The organism is Inhella sp. (assembly GCF_027532025.1).
Classification (GTDB): Bacteria; Pseudomonadota; Gammaproteobacteria; order Burkholderiales; family Burkholderiaceae_C; genus Inhella.
Map to the genome: position 1 here is coordinate 1 of NZ_JAPZSY010000002.1, position 15,313 is coordinate 15,313.

Here is a 15,313-nt window from a genome sequence, read left to right on the forward strand (position 1 = left end):
CATGCGTTGTCGCTCCTTCTTGTGGACACGAGTCCACGGCGGCGTCGCTCCTAGCCTGCGCCGGACCAGGGGCCACGCCGGCCTGGGCTTCTGCCGCGCAGACTCCTAGCGCAAGAGTTGCGGCTTTCCCGCCACTTTCGTCACCAAGTCTGGGGGAGCCACTGGCATGACAGGCGCCTTTCCCCGTGGTCTGATTCAGGACCATGGTCTCCAACGACACCCTTCGCGCCTTGGTCGACGCCGTCACCGCCGATGTGCCGCGTCTGAGCCGCCAGCTGATCGAGAGCATCGGCGCCTGCGTTCAGCAAACTCGACACGTGCTGCTTCGCGACGCTTGGGCCCGACGACGCAAGCGCTTCCAGTTGGAATTCGAAACCAGCCTGCAGCCGAGGCTGGCACAAGCACGGCGGGGCATCGATCCGTTTCGCCCCAAAGAGGTGGCGCTCCACCAGCTGAGCCTGGTGGACGAACATCAAGCGCTGATGGATGTGGGGGTGAACCACGCCGCCAAGCACTGCCAGGAGCCCTTCTCCAACGAGTTGTACCAACTCAACACGTTCTTCAGCGCGCTGGCGGGCGTGCAACACGGGCGGGAGCCCAACTGGCTGCGGCCCACCCTCTTTGCCCAGGCCATGGCCGAGGCGCTGGCAGGCAACGACCTGTCGGCGGAGCAGCATTACGCCTTCATGCAGTTGGCCAGCCCGGCGCTGGCCGAAGCGCTGGCCCCGCTGTACCAGTCGCTGATGGCGGTGTTGCAGGAGCACAAGGTGGCGCAGTTGCTGACCACCGCGCCTACCCCCCGCGCGCCCAACACCAGCCTGGCGGACTTGCAGGAACGGGCTGAGTTCACGCGCCAGCGCGATGCCGTCACCACGGTCTTGCCGGGACAGCGCGACCGGGGTTTGTTGTCTCAGATCTACCAGCGGCTGCTCACCGACCCCACCTTGAGCGCGCCGGTGAAGGGCAGTTTGTCCAGGTTCCAAGTCGCGCTCGAGCGCCTCAGCCTGGTGGACGAGAAGCTGCTGCAAGACCAGCAGCACCCGGCTTGGCGGCTGATCAACGCCGTGGCCGCCTACGGCAGCACGTTCACCAACCCAGGCGATCATCGACTGGCCGACTTTCTGGCTTTCCTGGAAGAGCAAACCTCGGCCCTGCTCAACGCGCCCGCCCTGAGCAGTCAGCACTTCGAGGGACTGCGGCGCCTGATCGACGCGTTCATCGCACGCCAGGTGCGCGCCTCCACGGTCCAACCCTCGGCCGCGGAGCTGACGAAACTCGCGCGACGCAAACAGCGCGCCAGTTGGACCTCGCTGGTGCGCGACCAGTTGAAAGCCCAGTTGGCGGGCATTGCCGTCAGCCGCAGCCTGCGGCGCTTTCTCACCGACACCTGGGTCGACGCCATCGTGCACAGCATGGTCGAACATGGCGAGGACTCGGAACTGGCTCAATCCCAGATCCACTTGGTGGATGAGCTCATCGACAGCCTGATGCCCTTGCCGGATCAGGCCGCCCGCGACGAACTCCGCGGCCGCCTGCCGAGCCTGATTCGCCGCCTGGAGATCGGCCTGCAATCCATCCAACTGGCGCCGGAGCAGAGCCGCGACTTCTTCACCGAGCTCATGGCCCTCCATGGACGGGTGCTCAGTGGCAAGGGCTTGGGCGTCCCGACGCAGAGCCCCGTTGACGCCCCCGAGTCGCGCTACGCCCGCGACTCGCGACTCGACCCCGAGAGCAGCCTGCAGAGCGTGTTGGCCGAGCGCCACAGCGAGTTCGGTTCGGTCTGGGCCACGGCTGACGTGGACCGCACCTTGCTGCCCACTCAGCCGCAGGCACTGCAAGCGGGCGAGTCGCTGCGCCCCGACCAAGCGTGGATCGCCAGCCTGCACATCGGACACTGGCTGCACCTGATGGCCCACGGGCAATGGCGGACCGCCCAACTCGGCTGGATCAGCGAAGACGGCGAGTTCTACTTGTTCGTGGGCCAAGACGAGGCCGAGCGGCAGTCCATCACCCGCGGCGCCCTGCGGCAGCTCTACCGCAGCGGACTGGCCATCAACCTGGAGCAAGAGGGCGCCGTCGAACGCGCCATCCACGCGCTGATGCAAGACCTGCCATGAGGCCCAATGGCCCGTGGGCCTGGGGACTGGTCTTGGGCTGGACCCTGAGCCTGGGCGTGGCGGCTGAGCCCGCTCCGCCGGTTCGCCCTGCCGTGGGGCTGGTGCTCTCGGGCGGCGGCGCCCGGGGCTTGGCCCACATCGGCGTTCTCAAGGTCCTGGAGCGCGAGCGCATCCCCGTGCAGGCCGTGGCCGGCACGTCGATGGGGGCCATCGTGGGGGGGCTCTACGCCTCCGGCCTACCGGCTGCCGAGTTGGAGCGCGAGCTGCTGGCCTTGGATTGGGCCGAGGTCTTTGCCAACCGGGTGGACCGGCCCCACCTGCCCCAAAGGCGCAAAGAAGAAGACTACGCGTTTTCCGGCGCCGTCGAGCTGGGCCTTCGACAGGGCGAATTGCGCGCGCCGCAGGGCACGGTGTCAACCCGAATGCTGGAGGTGCTGCTGCGCCGCCTGACCCTGCCCGTGCGCCACGTGCGCCACTTCGACGAGTTGCCCCTGCCTTACCGCGCCGTAGCAACCGACATGGAAACCGGTGACGCGCGCGTGCTGGCCGAGGGCGACTTGGCCCACGCCATGCGCGCGAGCATGAGCGTGCCCGGGGTGTTTGCGCCCATCGAATGGGGCCAGCAGCTGTTGGGCGACGGTGGCCTGGTGAACAACCTGCCCGTGGACGTGGCACGCGGGCTCGGCGCGCAGCGGCTCATCGCCGTCAACGTGGGCACGCCGCTGGCGCCCCGCAAGAGCCTGAATTCCCTGCTGGGCTTGACCGCGCAAATGGTCAACATCCTGACCGAGCAAAACGTCAAACGCAGTGTGGCCAGCCTGGGCGCCGACGACCTGCTGATCACCCCCGACTTGTCGAGCTACAGCTCGGGGGACTTCAGCCAAGCCGCTGCCATCATCCGCGCTGGTGAGCAGGCCGCGGAAGCCCTGTTGCCCCAACTGCGAGCCCATGCGGTGTCCGCCACCGACTACGCGGCCTGGCAGGCTCAGCGGCGCGTGATGGAGCTGCCACCGCCTCGGGTGGTGGCCGTGCGCTTCGAAGGCAGCACCGCCACCCGTCCTGCGCGTCATGCGCCGCTGCTGGAATCCCGCGTGGGCGCCCCCTTCGACAGCGCCAAGGCGGTGCGCGACACCCAACAACTGGCGGCCACCGGCGACTACCAGCGCGTGGATTTCCGCCTGGACCCCACGCCAGTGGGCGACGCCTTGGTGTTCGAGTTGGACGACAAGTCTTGGGGTCCCAACTACTTCCGCATCGGACTGGACCTGTCCACCGACGGCGCGGGCGATAGCCACTTCAACTTGCGCATCAGCCACAACCGCCACTGGATCAACACGCTGGGTGGCGAGTGGCGCAACCAGCTGACGCTGGGGCGCAACCCGCGCCTCTTCACCGAGGTCTACCAGCCGCTGACCGAGCAAGCGGGCACCCCATGGGATGGGTTCGTGGCCGTCTGGGCCGAAAGCCTCGGTCGCCCGGTTTCGCTGTACGACGATCGCGGCCAAGAGATGGCTCTGCTGCAACGGCGCAGCTTGGGCTCGGGCTTGGACTTCGGTCAACCCATCGGCCGGCTGGGTGAATGGCGCGCTGGCCTGTGGCAACAAACGTGGCAGTGGAAGCAACGCGTGGCCGCTCGCCCCGTCGACCCATCCTGGCTAGAGCAAACGCAGCGCATCCAAGGCCTGAGGCTGACCGCCCGAGCCGATTTGCTCGACGACGCCAACTTCCCACGCAACGGTTGGCGGGCCTCGGCCACTGGGCTGTGGGGAAGCCAGCGGGGCAGCGAACGCTCGGTGCGGCGGCTGGAGCTCGACGCGACGGGCGTGCTCAGTTGGGGCATCGACACCCTCGGTCTCACGCTGCGAACGGCCGCCTCCCGGCAGGGGCGGGACCAACTCGGCGGCGTCTACGCCCTGGGCGGGTTTCATCAACTGTCGGGCCTGCAGACCGACCAGCTCAGCGGCAACGCCCTGCTGTTGGGGCGCTTGGTGTGGCAGCGACGCCTGACCGACGCCCCCGTGTTCACCCGAGGTTGGTTCATGGGTGCTTCCCTGGAGGCCGGCAACACATGGGCCGACGCCCGTCAACTCAAGCCCAGCCACCTGCGCTGGGCGACCAGCGCCTTCGTGGGTGCCGACACCGGCTTGGGGCCGCTTTACTTGGCTGTGGGCAGCGCGCTGAACGGACGCACCGCGCTCTACCTGTTCATCGGTCGGCCGTAGGCGGCTCACCCTCGCCGACGGGCGGCGTCGCGGCATCGGGCGCCGAGCCCGCCGATGCCCACTCGTGCAGTTGCCGCGCCGCGTCGGCCACGCCCTGGTTCTTCAATGCGGAGAACAGGGCCACGCCGATGTCGCTCTGCTCGGTCAGCACGTAGCTGGCCAGCAACTCCTGGGTCTGGCGCAAGATGGCCGTTTGCTCTTTGCGGTTGAGCTTGTCGGCCTTGGTCAGCAGCACCAGCAGGCTGATCTCGCCAGCGTAGATGCGCTCGGCCATGAAGTCGATCAGCTGCCGGTCCAAATCGGTCAGGCCGTGGCGACTGTCCACCATCTGCACCACGCCGCGCAGCGGTTGACGCTGCTGCAGGTAGTCGGCCATGACCTGCTGCCAGCGCTTCTTGGCCTCGCGATTGACCGCCGCATAGCCGTAGCCCGGCAGGTCGGCCCACAACTGATTGGGCTCGTCCTTCGGCCCCACATGGAACAGGTTGATGTGCTGGGTGCGTCCGGGCGTCTTCGACGCAAAGGCCAAGCGCTTGGTTTGCGCCAAGGTGTTGATGGCCGTGCTCTTGCCAGCGTTCGAGCGCCCGACGAAAGCCACCTCGGGGAGGCCGGTGTCGGGCACCTGGTGCAGCTGCGCCGCCGTGGTGAAAAAGCGCGCGGTGTGGGCCCAGCCCAGCACCTCTTTGTCGGACAGGGTGGGGGTGGGCTCGGTCATAGAGGCGCGCATTGTAAGATTCGGCGCCTTTTGGGTTGCCCTCGCGGCCCATTCAAGACGCTCCCCTGCCAAGAAAGCGCCCCCGCACCATGAAGCTGCGACTCCTCGCCCTTGCCCTGTTTGCCGCCAGTGCCGTCCAGGCCGTCGAGCCGCCCAAGGCGCCGGTGAAGCCCGATCTGGCCAAGGGCCAAGCCATCGCCACCCAAGTTTGTGCGGCCTGCCACACGGCCGATGGCTCGCGCGGCAGCCCGGCCAACCCGATCTTGGCCGGCCAACACCCCGAGTACCTGGTCAAGCAGCTGCAGGAATACAAAAGCGGCAAGCGCAAGAACGCCATCATGGCGGGCTTCGCCGGCACACTGAGCGACGACGACATGCGCAACGTGGCCGCCTTCTACGCGAGCAAGTCGGCCAAACCGGGCTTCGCCAAGAACAAGGCCACCATCGAGCTGGGTCAGAAGATCTACCGCGGCGGCATCATGGCCAAGGGAGTTCCTGCCTGCGCCGCCTGCCACGGCCCCACTGGAGCTGGTATCCCTGCCCAGTACGCGCGATTGGCGGGCCAGCATGCCGATTACATCGAGGCCCAGATGTTGGCCTTCCGCAGCGGCGCGCGCGCCAACAACGCCCAGATGACGGGGGTCGCCGCCAACATGAACGACGCCGAAATCAAGGCCGTGTCCGATTACATCGCCGGCCTGCGCTGACCGACCCGACCCCACGCACAGAAGCCGGTGCCCCGCACCGGCTTTTTTTACGCCCGGACAATGCAGCCCGTGACTGTCTCCTCCCGCCTCTCCCAATCCGGCAAAGAGCTGCTCGAGCTGCTGGCCTCCATGCGGTTCGCCATCTCGCTGCTGGCGCTCATCAGCATCGCCTCGGTCATCGGGACCGTGGTGCAGCAGCGCCAGCCGGCCAACAACTACGTCAACCAGTTCGGGCCGTTTTGGGCCGATTTGTTTGGTCGCCTGGACCTGTTCACGGTCTACAGCGCCCCTTGGTTCTTGTTGGCGTTGGCGTTTTTGGTCGTTTCCACCTCGTTGTGCGTGGCGCGCAACACCCCCAAGATCTTGCGCGACCTGCGCGACGCCAAGCTGCACTTGCGCCCGGCCAGCCTTCGCGCCTACCCCCACAAGACCGATTCGGCGTGGACGCTGGCGCCGGCTGACACGCAGGCCACCGTGCTGGCGCGACTGGGTGCTTTGGGTTGGACACCCAAGCTCGATGCCCGCGCCGATGGCACCCTGATTGCGGCGCGCAAAGGCGGGGCGCACAAGCTGGGCTACATCGCCGCCCACAGCGCCATCGTGCTGATCTGCCTGGGCGGCTTGTTGGACGGCGACCTCGTGGTGCGCACGCTGGCCAAGATCCAGGGCAAGACCCTGTACACCGGCACGGGCAACACGGTGCCCACGCTCGAGCCACACAGCCTGGACGTTCGCAACCCCAGTTACCGCGCCAACCTCTTTGTGCCGGAAGGGGACAGCGCCCGCATGGCGCTGCTGAACCTGCCCGGCGGCCTGCTGGTGCAGCCCCTGCCGTTCGAGCTGGAGCTCAAGCGCTTCGTCGTCGAGTACTACGACACCGGGATGCCCAAACTGTTCGCCAGCGACGTGGTGCTGCGCGATGAGAACGGCGAGCACCCGGCCCGCATCGAAGTCAACAAACCGCTCATCCACCGCGGCATCGCCATCTATCAAAGCAGCTTCGAAGACGGGGGGTCGGCCCTGCGTCTGAAGCTCGAGCCATGGCGTGGGAACGAGGGGCGTGCCCTCGAGGCCCTGGTGGGCAAGCCACAACCCTTGCCCGGCACCCGGTACACGCTGGAGCCCTCCGACCTGCGCGTGATCAACGTGGAAAACCTGGCGCCGCCCGCCAGTGCAGAGGCCGCCTCCAATCCGCCTCAACCGCCAGCGTTGGCGATGTCCGGGCTGGGCAAACACCTGGGTTCGGGCGCGAAAGACCCGAACGACAAGCGCTTGCGAAACATCGGCCCCAGCCTCACGTATCGCTTGCGAGATCCAGCGGGACAAGCGCTCGAGTTCCAAAGCTACATGGTGCCCGTGGAACTGGATGGCACGCGGGTGTTCTTGATGGGCGTGCGCGACTCGGTTCAAGAGGAGTTCCGTTACCTGCGGTTGCCGGCCGATGAAAACGACAGCTTGGCCGGCTGGCTGCGCTTGCGCCGCGCCCTGAACGACCCCGCCCTGCGGGCGCAAGCCGCGCGCGCCGTGGCCGAGCAAGCCGCGCCGCGCGCCGACCTGCAGCCCCAACTGCAAGCCACGGCCGAGCAGGTGCTGGCCCTGTTCTCGGGGGAGCAGCCTGTCGGCGAAGCCCGCGGCGGATTGGCCGCCTTGGGCGCCCACGTGGAGCAGCGCGTGCCGGCGGGCGAGCGAGAAGGCATGGCCAATGTGTTGATGCGCTTGCTCAACAGCGGCTTGCTCGAACTCGATCGGGCGGCCCGCGCACGCGACGGCGTGGCGTGGCCCGAGGCCGACGACGCCCGCCAGCGCTTCATGGCCCAGGCCGTGCTGGCGCTGTCGGACAGCGCCTTCTACCCCGTCCCTTACCTCGTGACCTTGGACGGCTTTGACAAGCGTCATGCCAGCGTGTTCCAGGTGGCGCGGGCGCCGGGTCAAACCCTCGTGTATTTGGGGGCAGTGTTGCTGACCATCGGGGTGTTTGCGATGCTCTACATCCGCGAGCGTCGGCTGTGGCTGTGGCTCGCTCCCCACGGCAGCGGCACTTCTTTGACGATGGCGCTGTCCAGCTCCCGCCCCGGTAGCGAACTCGATGCCGAGTTTGCCCAACTCCAAGCCGCACTGCAGCCTCCCGTTCCGTCCCCATGACCACCACCGCCATCCCCTTGCCCACCCCAGCGCCCTCGCGGCGCAGTGCCTTCGACTGGGTGTTTGCTGCCCTGGTGCTGGCCGGCACGGCCTACGCCTTCTGGCGCTACAACGGCTCGATGGACGGCTACGAAAAAGCGGTGCTGCTGGGCAGTGCCCCATCGCTCATCGCGCTGGGCTGGTTCTGGGCGCCGCTGCGCACCCTGAGCTTGGTGGTGGGCGCGGCCTCGCTGCTGGCCATCGGTCTGTACAGCGGCCACCGCGACGCCTTCGGGGCCGACTTGGCCGTGGCCGAACAACTGTTCTTGCTCAAGTACGGTCTGGCGAGCCAGAGCGCCATTTTGTGGATGTCTTTCTTGGTGGTGCTGGCCACCGGCTTTTATTGGTTGGGACTGCTGACGCGCAGCGACGCCATGGAGGCCCTGGGCACCCGCTTGACCTGGGGCGCCGTGGGCATGGCCCTCATCGGCACCTTGGTGCGCTGGTTCGAGAGCCACCAGATCGCGCCGGACATCGGGCACATCCCGGTGAGCAACCTGTACGAAGTCTTCATCATGTTCACCTGGATGACGGCGCTTTTCTACCTCTATTACGAAGAGCGCTACCGCACCCGGGCCCTGGGCGCCTGGGTCATGCTCATCGTGTCGGCTGGTGTGGCTTTCTTGCTTTGGTACGCCTTCTCGCGCAGCGCCCACGAGATCCAGCCCCTGGTGCCGGCGCTCCAAAGTTGGTGGATGAAGATCCATGTGCCCGCCAACTTCGTGGGCTACGGCTGCTTTGCGCTGGCCGCCATGGTCGCCCTGGCCGCCTTGCTGCGCACCGCCGACGCGCGCTCGCTGTGGGTCGGACTGGTCGTGCTGCCGCTGGGCCTGGTGGCCGTGCTGCTGGGCTTTGCGCAGTTCGGGGCTCTGGAAGAAAAGACCATCACCGGCCTGCACGCTTGGGCGCGTAAGTTCGGTGGCGTTGGCGTGTTCCTGGCCGTGTGCGTGGCACTGCGCGAGCGCTTCACCGCCCGCCTGCCGGCCCTGCCCGTGCTGGACGAACTCATGTACCGCGCCATCGCGCTCGGCTTCGCGTTCTTCACCGTCGCCACCATCCTGGGCGCCTTCTGGGCCGCCGAGGCCTGGGGCGGCTACTGGAGCTGGGACCCGAAGGAAACCTGGGCCCTCATCGTCTGGCTGAACTACGCGGCCTGGCTGCACATGCGCCTCATGAAGGGCCTGCGCGGCGCCATCGCCAACTGGTGGGCAGTGATTGGCTTGCTGGTCACGACCTTTGCCTTCCTTGGGGTCAACATGTTCCTCAGCGGCCTGCACAGTTACGGGCAGCTGTAAGGACGGCGCGGCCCGGCACGACCCACCTCAGCACCCAGGAGCTCCCGTCATGCCACGCCCCTTCGTTCCCCCGATCCCCAGCAGCGAAATCACACCGCGGCGCGTCTACCTGCAGCGTCGCACCTGGTTGGCCGGCGCCGGCGCGCTGGCCCTGCCCGCCTGGGGCCAAGCCGGCAACAAGCTGCCGGGCAGCAAGTCCACGGTGCCCGGCGCGCTGGCCCTGGACAAGCCCACCGCGCAGCGCGACGCCACCACGTACAACAACTTCTACGAGTTCGGCACGGACAAGTCCGACCCGGCCGAGAACGCCCACACCCTGCGCACCCGGCCCTGGACCGTGAGCGTCGAGGGCGAGTGCCTCAAGCCCCGCACCTTCGGCATCGAAGAGTTGCTCAAGCTCGCCCCCATGGAAGAGCGCATCTACCGCCTGCGCTGCGTCGAGGGCTGGTCCATGGTCATTCCCTGGGTGGGCTACTCGCTCTCGGCCCTGCTCAAGCAGGTCGAGCCCACGGGCAAGGCCAAGTTCGTCGAGTTCGTCACCCTGGCCGACAAGACCCAGATGCCCGGCGTGCGCAGCGGCGTGCTGGACTGGCCCTACCTCGAGGGCCTGCGCTTGGACGAGGCGCAGCACCCGCTCACCCTGCTGGGCTTTGGCATGTACGGCGAGCTGCTGCCCAACCAAAACGGCGCGCCCCTGCGCCTCGTGGTCCCCTGGAAGTACGGCTTCAAAAGCGGCAAGAGCCTGGTCAAGATCCGCCTCACCGAAAAGCCCCCCATCACCAGCTGGATGGCCGCCGCCCCGCGCGAGTACGGCTTCTTCAGCAACGTGAACCCGCAGGTCGACCACCCGCGCTGGAGCCAGGCCACGGAGCGCCGCATCGGCGACGACGCCGGCCCCTTGGGGGGCTTGTTCGCGAAGCGCCGCCCGACCCTGATGTTCAACGGCTACGCCGAGCAGGTGGGCCCGCTGTACGCCGGCATGGACCTGCGCCGATTCTTTTGAAGCGCCCACTGCTGCTGCACCCGGCGGTCAAGCCGCTGGCCCACGCCCTGTGTGCCTTGCCTTTGCTGGGGCTCGTCGCCGCCTTGCTCACGCAAGGCCTGGGCGCCAACCCGGCCGAGGCCTTGATCCGCGGCCTGGGCGACTGGGGCCTGCGCGGCCTGCTGCTCACCCTGGCCATCACGCCGCTGCGCGTCACCTTCCACCAGCCCGCGCTGCTGCGCCTGCGCCGCCTGCTGGGCCTGTGGAGCTTTGCCTACGTGGCCCTGCACCTCACGGCCTACGCCTGGTTCGACCAGGGCCTGGTGCTTCAAGACATCGTGCGCGACGTGCTCAAGCGCCCCTTCATCCTGGTGGGCATGCTGGCCTTCCTGCTGATGCTGCCCTTGGCCCTGACCAGCGTCAACGCCGCCGTTCGCGCGCTCGGCGGCCGCCGCTGGCAAGCCCTGCACCGCCTCGTCTACGCCGTCGCGGCCCTGGGCTGCCTGCACTTCTGGTGGATGCGCAGCGCCAAGAACAACCTGGCCGACCCCTTCTTCCACGCCGCCCTGTTGGCCCTGCTGCTGGGCTGGCGCCTGTGGCACCGCTGGCGCCAACGCTGACCCCGAAGGCCCCATGAAAAACGCCCGCACAAGGCGGGCGTTTGGGGGCGATGGCGCCGTGGCTTACTTCTTCAGCGAGCTGGGGCCGATGTGCTTGTCCAAGAAGGCCAGCATCTGCTCGTAGAGGTCGACGCGGTTCTCCAGCTTGCCGTAGCCGTGGCCTTCCTTGTCCTTGACCATCAGCACCTCCGGCGCTTTGCCTGCGCGCTTGAGTGCATCCACCATCATCGTGGTTTGCTGCATCGGTGTGCGCACGTCATCGCGACCGGCGTACATGAACAGCGCCCCTTCGAACTTGTCCGCGTGCCGAGCCGGCGACACCTCGTGCGCCTTGCTCCAGTCATCCCCTTTCAGACCCAGGATGTCGGACTTCCAGAAGCGCTGACCCAAGCGGTTGCCCGCCGTGTCTCCCGACACCGAAGTCAGTTGGGTCTCCAAGTCGCTGACGACCAAACCCGCCACCGCGCACTTGAACATGGGCTTGGACTTGATCATGGCCCACAGCGACGCATAACCGCCGTAGCTGGCCCCGCTGATGCACATGCGGGAGCCGTCGGCGAAGCCCTGTTGGACGGCCCACTTCGCGGCGTCCTCATGGTCCTCGCTCATCTGGCGACCGTAGGCACCGTTCTTGCCGGCCTCGTAAATCTTCTTGCCAAAGCCCGGCGTGACCCGGAAGTTAGGGATCACGACGGCGTAGCCGCGCGAGGCGAGTACCTGCGCTTCGCGGATGCCGGTGCCACCCAGCCACGTGTCAGCACGGGCGAACGGACCGCCGTGGATGTGCACCACGGTCGGCAGCTTTTGGCCGGGCTGGTAGGTGTTAGGCAGGACGTAGTACGAGGGGATCTCCAAGCCGTCGCGGGTCTTCAGCAGGAAGGGACGGACCTCCGCAAGATGCCGCTCACCGATGCCCTCGCGGGTGCGCAGCAATTCGGTCAAGCGGCGCGTCTTCTCATCGAACAGGTAATAGGTCGCAGGTTGGCGGTCACTGAACACCGTCACCAACGAGCGGTCGGATTTGGTGCGCTGCAGGCTCACGGCCTTGCCCGGGAACGCCCGCTCGAGGCCAGCGTGCAGCGCGGCATAGCGTTCGTTGAAGAACACCGTTTGCAGCTTTTCGTCGGCGATGCTCAGACCCACCAATTTGCCGTCGCTGTCACGCAGCAAGGTGGCGCCCAGTGAGCCCAGGGCGTCAAGGCCAAGGTCGTAGCGCGGATGGGCTGCCACGATGTCGGAGAGGTCGCCCTTGGCCACGTCGAATCGCACCAGGGCGCTGGTGTCGCGCCCCTTGGCGGTGGAAACAATGAAATCTTGGTTGTTGTCCGCCATGGCGATGGGCGTCCAGCGCTCCTTCTCACCCTTGTCGAACTTCTTGATCTCGCGCCACTCGGAATCGGCCGAGTCACGGTAGAGCACGCGAACCTGCTGCTCCTCGGGCATCAACTCACGGTCATCCACGACGGTGGCCACGCGCGGCACACCCGCTTCATCCAACAGCCACCGCGTGACCAAGCCGGGCTGTTTGAAAGTGAGCAATTCCTTCTTGCCGTTGCTCAGGTTCAAGCGGTACAGGTCGGGGGCCCGCGCATCGCGCAAGCTGCCGCTGACGATGATCTCTTCGGTGTTGTTCGGCAGGCGTCCCGCCACACGGATTTGGCGACGCTCTTCACGCACGGTGGGGTGCAACTGACGCCCGCCCGAGCCGTCGGCCTTGACGACGAACAAGCCACCGCCCTCGCCGAACTCGGGGCCCGTGGGAGTGTCCAAGGTGCCCAAGCTGAACACCAGGTAGTCGCCCACCCAGTTGAACTGCACCACGTCGTACTCGGTGAAGTTGGTGACCACCCGGGGCTTCATGGTGTCGAGGTCGAGCACCACGATGTTGCGCTTTTCGCCCACTGGGGCCAGCGCTGCCAGCTTTTTGCCATCGGGCGACAGGCTTCCCTGTTGGTACAGCGGGTAGTCGACATACGCCTTCACCGGCAGCGGTTGGAAGGGCAAGTTGGTGGTGACGTCCGGCAACACGGCCTGCGTCTGGGCCCAGGCCCCGGTGAGGGGCGTGGCCCCCAACACCGCGCTCACGCCCAACAGGGCGATGGCGCGTTTGGTCAGTTTGATGGTCATGTGTTTCCTTGGGGGATCTTGAAATGGCCGTACAACGGGGCCGACGAACGGCCAGCGTGGCTGCATGGTGCCGCCAGCCCCCGGGCTTGGACAAAAGCCACGGGAGATAGCCGCTTTGGTGCGAAGGATTTTGCGGGCGGCGCAGCTCCGCGTTTACCCCAACCTGATCGTTGCCCTTGTCCGTGGTGATGGGCTTTGGCGCGCCGACGCCCTCGTCCCTGCTGGGGCGGTGGTGGCCCGGGATAATCGAGGCCTCGATCTTCTGGTTCCGTGGCTTGGCCACGCCCCCACCCCCCTCCCATGCGCCCGGCCGTCCTCGTCACCGGAGCGGCCCGTCGCTTGGGCCGCCACATCGCCTTGCACTTGGCCGAGCACGGCTGGGACGTGGCGGTGCACCACCGCCATGCGCCCGACCCGGAGGCCGAGGCCACGGCGGCCGACCTGCGCGCGCTGGGGGCCCGGGTGCACGTCCTGGCGGCCGAACTGGGCGACGAGGCGGCCGTGGAGGGCTTGGTGCCGGCCGCCGTGGCCGCCTTCGGCCGGCTGGACGCGGTGGTGAACAACGCCTCGCGCTTCGAGCACGACACCATCGCCACGCTGAGCCACGCCAGCCTGGACGCCCACTGGCGCACGAACACCGCCGCCGGGTTGATCCTGGCCCGCGCGCTGCACCGGCACTGCGCGGAGGCCCAACGGCAAGGCTGCGTGGTCAACCTGCTGGACCAAAAGCTGTGGGCCCCCAACCCGGACCACCTGAGCTACACGCTGAGCAAGGCGGCGCTGGCCGCGGCCACGCCCATCCTGGCGCAGGCCCTGGCGCCCTGGGTGCGGGTGGTGGGCGTGGCGCCGGGGTTGACGCTGGGTAGCCCCGACATCGACGCCGCCCGCTTGGCCAAGCTTCAGTCGCAAACGCCCTTGGGCTTGGGCGTGGCGCCCGACGACATCGCGCGCACCGTGCACTACCTGCTGAGCACCCCGTCGGTCACCGGCACCAGCATCGTGGTGGACGCCGGCTCCCACCTGACCCGCATGACCCGCGACTTCGCGTTCACGGACACGGACTCCCCATGAAGACCATCCACATCGAAAAGCTGCGCGTCCAAGCCAGCGTGGGCATCCTGCCGCACGAGCTCGAGGCCAAGCAGCAGCTGCTGATTTCGCTCTTCGTCGAGCTGGCCGACGGACCCTTGTTGCCCGAGGAGGACAGCGTGGCCCACGTGCTGGACTACCGCCACCTGCGCGCCAGCGCCATCCGCCACGCCGAGAGCGGCCACATCAACATGCTGGAAACGCTGGCCGGCCGCATCCTGCAAGACCTGCTGAGCGAGCGCGGCGTGAGCGCCGGCACCGTCAGCGTGACCAAGCCCAACATTTTTCCGGACTGCGACGGCGTGACCGTGAGCGTGACGGGCAGGAACCCGCGATGAGCCACAAAGACAAAGAGACCCACGAAGTCAACAAGCTGTCCAAGCGCCTGCACCGGCAGGTGGGCGAGGCCATCGGCGACTTCAACATGATCGAAGCCGGCGACAAGGTCATGGTCTGCCTGAGCGGCGGCAAGGACAGCTACGCCTTGCTCGACATCCTGATCAACCTGCGCCAGCGCGCGCCGATCGACTTCGAGCTGGTGGCCGTCAACCTCGACCAAAAGCAGCCCGGCTTCCCCGAAGAGGTGCTGCCGACCTACCTGAAGAGCATCGGCGTGCCCTTCCACATCGAGGAGCAGGACACCTACAGCATCGTCAAGAAGCTGATCCCCGAGGGCAAGACCACCTGCAGCCTGTGCTCGCGCCTGCGCCGCGGCATCCTGTACCGCGTGGCGGGTGAGCTGGGCTGCACCAAGATCGCGCTGGGCCACCACCGCGACGACATCGTGACCACGCTGATGCTCAATATGTTTCACGGCGGCAAGATGAAGGGGATGCCGCCCAAGCTGGTCAGCGACGACGGCAAGAACGTGGTCATCCGTCCGCTGGCCTACGTGGCCGAGAGCGACCTGATCCGCTGGGCCGAGCACCGGCAGTTCCCCATCATTCCGTGCAACCTGTGCGGCGGCCAGGAGAACCTGCAGCGCGCCGCCATCAAGGCGATGCTGCAGGAGTGGGAGCGCAAAACCCCCGGCCGCATCGACAACATGTTCCGTGCCATGGGCAACATCGTGCCCAGCCACATGATGGACAAGGCGCTGTACCCCTTCACCACGATCAAGGCCACCGGCGCCGCTTTCGAGGGGGGGGACATCGCCTTCGACGAAGACGAGGGCTGCGGCCCCACGCCCGAACCCGTGCGTGTCATCCGGTTGAGCCCCGAAGCCGTATAAGTCGCTGTCCAGTCCGTTCCCAGGAGA

Annotated in this window: 11 protein-coding genes and 1 pseudogene; 10 read left to right on the forward strand and 2 right to left on the reverse strand. The window is 67.2% G+C overall.

Annotation, left to right across the window (positions count from 1 at the left end; translation table 11 throughout):
* Positions 1–203 precede the first annotated feature (203 nt).
* Positions 204–2,117, forward strand: a complete 1,914-nt coding sequence (locus O9335_RS00260) for a DUF1631 family protein (RefSeq protein ID WP_298381793.1) — start codon at positions 204–206, stop codon at positions 2,115–2,117.
* The gene (locus O9335_RS00265) at positions 2,114–4,339 is read left to right on the forward strand and encodes a patatin-like phospholipase family protein (protein WP_298381796.1); all 2,226 of its coding nucleotides are present in this window, start codon (positions 2,114–2,116) and stop codon (positions 4,337–4,339) included. Before O9335_RS00260 ends, O9335_RS00265 begins: the two co-directional genes overlap by 4 nt.
* Here O9335_RS00265 and yihA read toward each other — a convergent pair.
* On the reverse strand, positions 4,323–5,054 hold the full coding sequence (yihA, locus tag O9335_RS00270) for a ribosome biogenesis GTP-binding protein YihA/YsxC (RefSeq protein ID WP_298381799.1): 732 nt from the start codon (positions 5,052–5,054) through the stop codon (positions 4,323–4,325). The genes O9335_RS00265 and yihA overlap by 17 nt on opposite strands.
* 89 nt (positions 5,055–5,143) lie before the next feature.
* Between yihA and O9335_RS00275 the strand changes: the two genes are divergently transcribed.
* The 5 genes from O9335_RS00275 to O9335_RS00295 are packed head-to-tail and all read left to right on the forward strand — an operon-like array spanning position 5,144 to position 10,839.
* A complete protein-coding gene (locus O9335_RS00275; protein ID WP_298381800.1) occupies positions 5,144–5,761 on the forward strand; it encodes a c-type cytochrome in 618 nt (205 codons plus the stop codon).
* Positions 5,762–5,821: 60 nt separating this feature from the next.
* Complete coding sequence (locus O9335_RS00280; protein ID WP_298381803.1) at positions 5,822–7,903, forward strand: cytochrome c biogenesis protein ResB; 2,082 nt, start codon at positions 5,822–5,824, stop codon at positions 7,901–7,903.
* Complete coding sequence (gene ccsB / locus O9335_RS00285) at positions 7,900–9,237, forward strand: c-type cytochrome biogenesis protein CcsB (protein ID WP_298381806.1); 1,338 nt, start codon at positions 7,900–7,902, stop codon at positions 9,235–9,237. The genes O9335_RS00280 and ccsB overlap by 4 nt, the downstream gene beginning before the upstream one ends.
* Positions 9,238–9,286: 49 nt before the next feature.
* Positions 9,287–10,240, forward strand: coding sequence for a protein-methionine-sulfoxide reductase catalytic subunit MsrP (gene msrP, locus O9335_RS00290; protein ID WP_298381809.1), 954 nt, complete (start codon positions 9,287–9,289; stop codon positions 10,238–10,240).
* Positions 10,237–10,839: a sulfite oxidase heme-binding subunit YedZ gene (locus O9335_RS00295; protein WP_298381814.1), complete on the forward strand. Its 603-nt coding sequence runs from the start codon at positions 10,237–10,239 to the stop codon at positions 10,837–10,839. Before msrP ends, O9335_RS00295 begins: the two co-directional genes overlap by 4 nt.
* A gap of 63 nt (positions 10,840–10,902) precedes the next feature.
* On the opposite strand, the gene O9335_RS00300 is transcribed toward O9335_RS00295, so the two are convergent.
* A complete protein-coding gene (locus O9335_RS00300) occupies positions 10,903–12,966 on the reverse strand; it encodes a prolyl oligopeptidase family serine peptidase (protein WP_298381816.1) in 2,064 nt (687 codons plus the stop codon).
* A gap of 300 nt (positions 12,967–13,266) precedes the next feature.
* Between O9335_RS00300 and O9335_RS00305 the strand changes: the two genes are divergently transcribed.
* The 3 genes and pseudogenes from O9335_RS00305 to ttcA form a co-directional block, all read left to right on the forward strand.
* Entirely contained in the window at positions 13,267–14,037 is a 771-nt protein-coding gene (locus tag O9335_RS00305; RefSeq protein ID WP_298381819.1) for an SDR family oxidoreductase, read from the forward strand.
* Positions 14,034–14,393: a dihydroneopterin aldolase gene (locus O9335_RS00310; protein WP_127682795.1), complete on the forward strand. Its 360-nt coding sequence runs from the start codon at positions 14,034–14,036 to the stop codon at positions 14,391–14,393. The genes O9335_RS00305 and O9335_RS00310 overlap by 4 nt, the downstream gene beginning before the upstream one ends.
* Positions 14,390–15,220: pseudogene (ttcA, locus tag O9335_RS00315) on the forward strand (tRNA 2-thiocytidine(32) synthetase TtcA); the annotation flags it as partial. The gene O9335_RS00310 and the pseudogene ttcA, both read left to right, overlap by 4 nt.
* Between the last annotated feature and the right edge of the window lie 93 nt (positions 15,221–15,313).

What these genes read in the sequence shown, in the direction of transcription:
- O9335_RS00305 (WP_298381819.1), top strand. Translation starts at nt 13,267, where the DNA reads ATGCGCCCGGCCGTCCTCGTCACCGGAGCGGCCCGTCGCTTGGGCCGC.
- O9335_RS00265 (WP_298381796.1), top strand. Translation starts at nt 2,114, where the DNA reads ATGAGGCCCAATGGCCCGTGGGCCTGGGGACTGGTCTTGGGCTGGACC.
- yihA (WP_298381799.1), bottom strand. Translation starts at nt 5,054, where the DNA reads ATGACCGAGCCCACCCCCACCCTGTCCGACAAAGAGGTGCTGGGCTGG.
- msrP (WP_298381809.1), top strand. Translation starts at nt 9,287, where the DNA reads ATGCCACGCCCCTTCGTTCCCCCGATCCCCAGCAGCGAAATCACACCG.
- O9335_RS00260 (WP_298381793.1), top strand. Translation starts at nt 204, where the DNA reads ATGGTCTCCAACGACACCCTTCGCGCCTTGGTCGACGCCGTCACCGCC.
- O9335_RS00300 (WP_298381816.1), bottom strand. Translation starts at nt 12,966, where the DNA reads ATGACCATCAAACTGACCAAACGCGCCATCGCCCTGTTGGGCGTGAGC.
- ccsB (WP_298381806.1), top strand. Translation starts at nt 7,900, where the DNA reads ATGACCACCACCGCCATCCCCTTGCCCACCCCAGCGCCCTCGCGGCGC.
- O9335_RS00280 (WP_298381803.1), top strand. Translation starts at nt 5,822, where the DNA reads ATGCAGCCCGTGACTGTCTCCTCCCGCCTCTCCCAATCCGGCAAAGAG.
- O9335_RS00310 (WP_127682795.1), top strand. Translation starts at nt 14,034, where the DNA reads ATGAAGACCATCCACATCGAAAAGCTGCGCGTCCAAGCCAGCGTGGGC.
- O9335_RS00275 (WP_298381800.1), top strand. Translation starts at nt 5,144, where the DNA reads ATGAAGCTGCGACTCCTCGCCCTTGCCCTGTTTGCCGCCAGTGCCGTC.